Origin of the sequence: Mesorhizobium sp. M4B.F.Ca.ET.089.01.1.1, from assembly GCF_004022605.1 — a bacterium.
In the GTDB taxonomy this organism is placed as follows: Bacteria; Pseudomonadota; Alphaproteobacteria; order Rhizobiales; family Rhizobiaceae; genus Mesorhizobium; species Mesorhizobium abyssinicae.
The window spans coordinates 1-4947 of sequence record NZ_RZOS01000420.1 but is presented as its reverse complement, the minus strand read 5'-3'; the positions used below and the strand labels follow the sequence as shown (position 1 = coordinate 4947).

The 4947-nt window shown below is 65.7% G+C and carries 4 protein-coding genes and 1 pseudogene; 3 read left to right on the top strand and 2 right to left on the bottom strand.

Annotated features, from left to right (window positions below; all coding sequences use genetic code 11):
• The 3 genes and pseudogenes from EN780_RS27460 to EN780_RS27450 form a co-directional block, all read left to right on the top strand.
• A pseudogene (locus tag EN780_RS27460) lies at nucleotides 1-381 on the top strand (glycerophosphodiester phosphodiesterase); the annotation flags it as partial.
• A 41-nt stretch (nucleotides 382-422) separates the two neighbouring features.
• The gene (locus EN780_RS27455; RefSeq protein ID WP_128275865.1) at nucleotides 423-1637 is read left to right on the top strand and encodes a GNAT family N-acetyltransferase; all 1215 of its coding nucleotides are present in this window, start codon (nucleotides 423-425) and stop codon (nucleotides 1635-1637) included.
• A gap of 108 nt (nucleotides 1638-1745) precedes the next feature.
• Entirely contained in the window at nucleotides 1746-2171 is a 426-nt protein-coding gene (locus tag EN780_RS27450; RefSeq protein ID WP_128275864.1) for an HIT family protein, read from the top strand.
• Between the two features lie 38 nt (nucleotides 2172-2209).
• Here EN780_RS27450 and EN780_RS27445 read toward each other — a convergent pair whose 3' ends face one another.
• On the bottom strand, nucleotides 2210-3520 hold the full coding sequence (locus EN780_RS27445; protein WP_128275863.1) for a replication-associated recombination protein A: 1311 nt from the start codon (nucleotides 3518-3520) through the stop codon (nucleotides 2210-2212).
• 39 nt (nucleotides 3521-3559) lie between these two features.
• The coding region (locus tag EN780_RS27440) for a DegQ family serine endoprotease (protein ID WP_133372734.1) at nucleotides 3560-4947 on the bottom strand (1388 nt) is incomplete at its 5' end.

The window sequence follows — 4947 nt, the reverse complement described above, 5'->3', positions numbered from 1 at the left end:
GGCTACGACCAGGGCCTTGTGGCGAGCGTCGGCAAGATGCTCAAGCGCTACAAGGGCAAGGCGGCGATCATGTCGTTCGACCACTGGCTGATCCGCGATTTTCCGAAGGACGCGCCCGGCATTCCTGGCGGGCTTACCGCCTACGGCAAGGACAACCAGCTGATAGAGGCGCATTTCGCCATGCTGGCGCATGACATCGCCTTCACCTCCTATGCCGCCGGCGACCTGCCCAACCCCTTCGTCAGCTTCGTGCGCCAGCGGCTGAAAATGCCGGTCATCACCTGGACCGTGCATGACCAGCCGGCGGTGGACCTCACCTTCAAATATGCCGACCAGATGACCTTCGAGGGTTTCGAACCCGATCTCGTAAAGGTGGCGTGATCCAGGCTTGCGCGGCCCCGGATGGAGCTTAAATAAGCCTCATGGATCAGGGTGATGACGATGATGGTCAGATGGCGAATGCGGAGTTTTCGATCCGCGTCGCTTCCGGCATTGGCGCCTTCACCTGCGACGAGTGGAACGGCTTTGCCGGGACCACGCGCGGCGACAAGGAAAACGGCTATAACCCTCTCGTTTCATTCGCTTTTCTGAGCGCGCTTGAAGAGTCCGGCTGCGCCGTGCGCCGCACCGGCTGGCAGGGCCATCACCTGCGGCTGGAGACGGCGCAAGGCAGGCTGCTGGGCGCCGTGCCGTGCTATCTCAAATCGCACAGCCAGGGCGAATATGTCTTCGATCATGGCTGGTCGGATGCGTTCGAGCGCGCCGGTGGCCGCTACTACCCGAAGCTGCAAAGCGCCGTGCCGTTCACGCCCGTCACCGGCCCTCGCCTGCTGGTCAGCAAGGGCGAGGACGATAGCGCGGTGAAGGCCGGCCTCGCCGCCGGCCTGAAGATGGTGACCGACAGGCTCGGCGTGTCCTCGGCGCATGTCACCTTCGCCTCGGAAAGCGATGTCGCGACGCTGGAGGCAGCCGGCTTCCTGCACCGCACCGACCAGCAGTTCCATTTCTTCAATGAAGGCTTTTCGAGCTATGACGATTTCCTCGCCACGCTAGCCTCGCGCAAACGCAAGGCGATGAAGAAGGAGCGGCGCGAGGCGCTGGTGGACGGCATCACCATCGACTGGCTGACCGGCAAGGACCTGACCGAGAAGGCCTGGGACGACTTCTTCGCCTTCTACATGGATACCGGCAGCCGCAAATGGGGGCGGCCCTATCTGAACCGCCAGTTCTTCTCGCTGATCGGCGAGCGCATGGCCGACGACATCCTGCTGGTGATGGCCAAGCGCAACGGCCGCTACATCGCCGGCGCCATCAATTTCATCGGCTCGGACGCGCTCTACGGACGCAACTGGGGCTGCATCGAGGACCACCCCTTCCTGCATTTCGAGGTCTGCTACCACCAGGCGATCGACTTCGCCATCGAGCGCGGGCTGAAGGTGGTGGAAGCCGGCGCGCAGGGCGAGCACAAGCTGGCGCGTGGCTACCGCCCCGTGACCATGCACTCGGCGCACTACATCGCGCATCCAGGCCTGCGCAACGCGGTGGCCGATTATCTCCGCCGCGAGCGCCGCGAGGTCGAGCGGATGGGCGAATATCTCGAGGACCACACGCCGTTCCGCAAGGATCTGGCCGAATAGGCCACGCCCAGGTCGAGGCAGGCATGATCGATCTCGGCTGACCTGCCTTGCCGCGCCATGACGGCTTCGCTACACGAGGCAGGACATCCATGATCAGGAGCGCCCGCCATGGCTGACTACGATCCCGGCAACATCTTCGCGAAGATCCTGCGCGGCGAAATCCCCTCGCACCGCGTCTATGAAGACGATGCGGTCATCGCCTTCATGGACGTGATGCCGCAAGGAGCGGGCCACACGCTGGTGGTGCCGAAGGCGCCATCGCGCAATCTGCTCGATGCCGACGCGGCAACGCTCGGGCCGCTCTTCATTGCCGTTCAGAAGCTGGCGCAGGCGGTCAAGAAAGCTTTCGGCGCCGACGGCGTCACCATCCTGCAGTTCAACGAACCGGCTTCGGGCCAGACCGTCTACCACCTGCATGTCCATGTCATCCCGCGCTTCGAAGGCGTCCCCCTGAAGCCGCACAGCGGACAGATGGAAAAGCCCGAGGTGTTGGCGGAAAACGCGGGCAAGATCCGCGCGGCGCTTGCCGGCTGAGCGGGCAAGGACCGAGGCAAACGGCCGCGAGAAGCAGCCTACCTTTCCCGCTCACCGCGCAGCTTGGCCCAGTATTCCAGCCGCTTCCTGATATCGCGCTCGAAGCCCCGCTCGGGCGGATCGTAGAAGGTGCGCCGGCCCATCTTTTCGGGGAAATAGTCCTGGCCGGAAAAGGCGTCGGGCTCGTCGTGGTCGTAGCGGTAGCCGGCTCCGTAGTCCTCTTCCTTCATCAGCTTGGTCGGCGCGTTGAGGATGTGCTTGGGCGGCAGCAGCGAGCCGTGCTCCTTTGCCGCTTGCGTCGCCGCCTTGAAGGCGGTGTAGACGGCGTTGGATTTCGGCGCGGTGGCGAGATAGACGGCGGCCTCGGCGAAGGCGAGCTCGCCCTCGGGCGAGCCCAGATAGTCGTAGGCGTCCTTCGCGGCATTGGCGATGACCAGCGCCTGCGGGTCGGCCAGCCCGATATCCTCCACCGCCATGCGCACCAGCCGGCGGCCGAGATAGAGCGGATCCTCGCCGGCGTCGAACATGCGGGCGAGATAGTAGAGGGCCGCGTCCGGATCCGAGCCGCGCACCGATTTGTGCAGCGCCGAGATCAGATTGTAGTGACCGTCCTGGCCCTTGTCGTAGATCGGCGCGCGGCGCTGGATGATGCGCTGTAGCCCTTCCGGTTCGAACACCTCGCCCGGCTTGGCGGCGCGCCACACTTCTTCGGCGAGCGTCAGCGAAGCCCGGCCGTCGCCGTCGCTCATGCGGATCAGCATGGCCCGCGCTTCGTCGTCGAGCGGCAGCGCCCTGCCCTCGGTCTCCTCCGCCCGCGCCAGCAGCTTGGCGATGCTGTCCTCGCCGAGCGAACGGAAGACCAGCACGCGCGCGCGCGACAAAAGCGCGGCGTTCAGTTCGAAGGACGGGTTTTCCGTGGTGGCGCCGACCAGCACGACGGTGCCGTCTTCCATTACCGGCAGAAAGCCGTCCTGCTGGGCGCGGTTGAAGCGATGGATCTCGTCGACGAAGAGCAAGGTCTGGCGCCCGTTGGCACGGCGCAGTTTCGCTGCCTCGAACACCTTCTTGAGGTCGGCGACCCCGGAAAACACCGCCGATATCTGCTCGAAGGCAAGCTTGGTCTCGCCGGCCAGCAGCCGGGCCACCGTGGTCTTGCCGGTGCCTGGCGGGCCCCAGAAGATCATCGAGCCGAGCGAGCCGGAATCGATCAGCCTGGTCAGCGCGCCATCCGGACCGGTCAGATGCTCCTGGCCAACGACCTCGCCGAGGTTTTTCGGGCGCAGCCGGTCGGCCAGCGGCCGGCCGGGCGGCGCCTTTTCCGGTTCATCGACGCTGAACAGATCGGCCATGAACGGTCTTCAAAGCTGGAGGACGATCCCTGGATCGCCTCAATAACGCAGCACCTGGCGCAGTATCTGCCCGCCGCGCTCGACGGTAAAGCGCCACCAGCGCGTATCTTGCTGTGCTACCTGCGCCAGCGTCGCCGCCGTGTCGACGGTCGTGCCGTTCACTTCGCGCACGATGTCGCCCGGCTGGAAGCCGAAATCGGCGGCCGGCGAATCGCGATTGATGTCGACCACGGCGACCCCCTTGAGGTCAGTGCGCAGGCCGAGCCGCTGCGCCAGCCGCGGCGACAGTTCCGCCACCTTGGCGCCGGCGAACGGGCTGCGGCCATGCAGCGTCACCTCGGTGGCCTTGGCGCCTTCCGGCGCGCGCTCCAGCGCGATATCCATCGTCGCCTGCTGGCCCTTGCTGAGCACGGCGAAGCTCGCCTTCGTGCCGATCGACAACGTCGCCATACGATAATCCAGCGCCTCGATGCTTTCGACGGTCGTGCCGTTGAGCGAGAGCACGACATCGCCGGGCTTCAGCCCAGCCATGCCCGCCGGCCCGGCAGCATCGACCGACGAGACCAGCGCGCCGGTCGGCTTTTCCATGCCGAGCGATTCGGCGATCTGCGGCGTCACCGCCTCGAACTCGGCGCCGACATAGGGCCGCTCGAAGAAATCGAGACCGGCCTTGGCCGCGTCGGCGAACGCCCGCACCATATTGGCGGGGATGGCGAAACCGATGCCGATCGAGCCGCCGCTGCGGCTGTAGATCGCCGTGTTGATGCCGACCAGCTGGCCGCCCATGTTGATCAGCGCGCCACCGGAATTGCCGGGATTGATGGCGGCGTCGGTCTGGACGAAATAGCCCGAATCCGAAACGCCGATATGGCTGCGGGCCAGCGCCGAAACGATGCCGCTGGTGGTGGTCTGGCCGACACCGAACGGATTGCCGATCGCCAGCACCAGATCGCCGACCTCGAGCGCGTCGGAATCGCCGATGGCGATCACCGGGAACGGCTTGTCGGCGGAGATCTTGAGCACGGCGAGATCGAGCGTCTCATCCTTGAGCATGACCTTGCTGGTGAACTCGCGCCCGTCGGCGGTCGCCACCTTCACCTCGTCGGCATCCTTGATGACGTGGTAGTTGGTGACGATGACACCGCTCGGGTCGACCAGCACGCCGGAGCCCAGCGAGGATTGCGCGCGCGGCTGCGCGCGGCCGAAGAATTCCTCGAAGAAGGGATCGCCCTCGAAAGGCGACGTCACCTTGGCGGTCTGCGAGGCATACACGTTGACCACGGCGGGTGCCGTCTGCTTGACCAGCGGCGCGAACGAGAGCTGCACCTCCTCTCGGCCGAACGGCACGCGCTTGTCGGGTCCAGAGGTGGCGTTCTCGCCTTCGACGCCATGCAGCAGGTCGGTCAGCACGTCGGACAGGCCGGGAT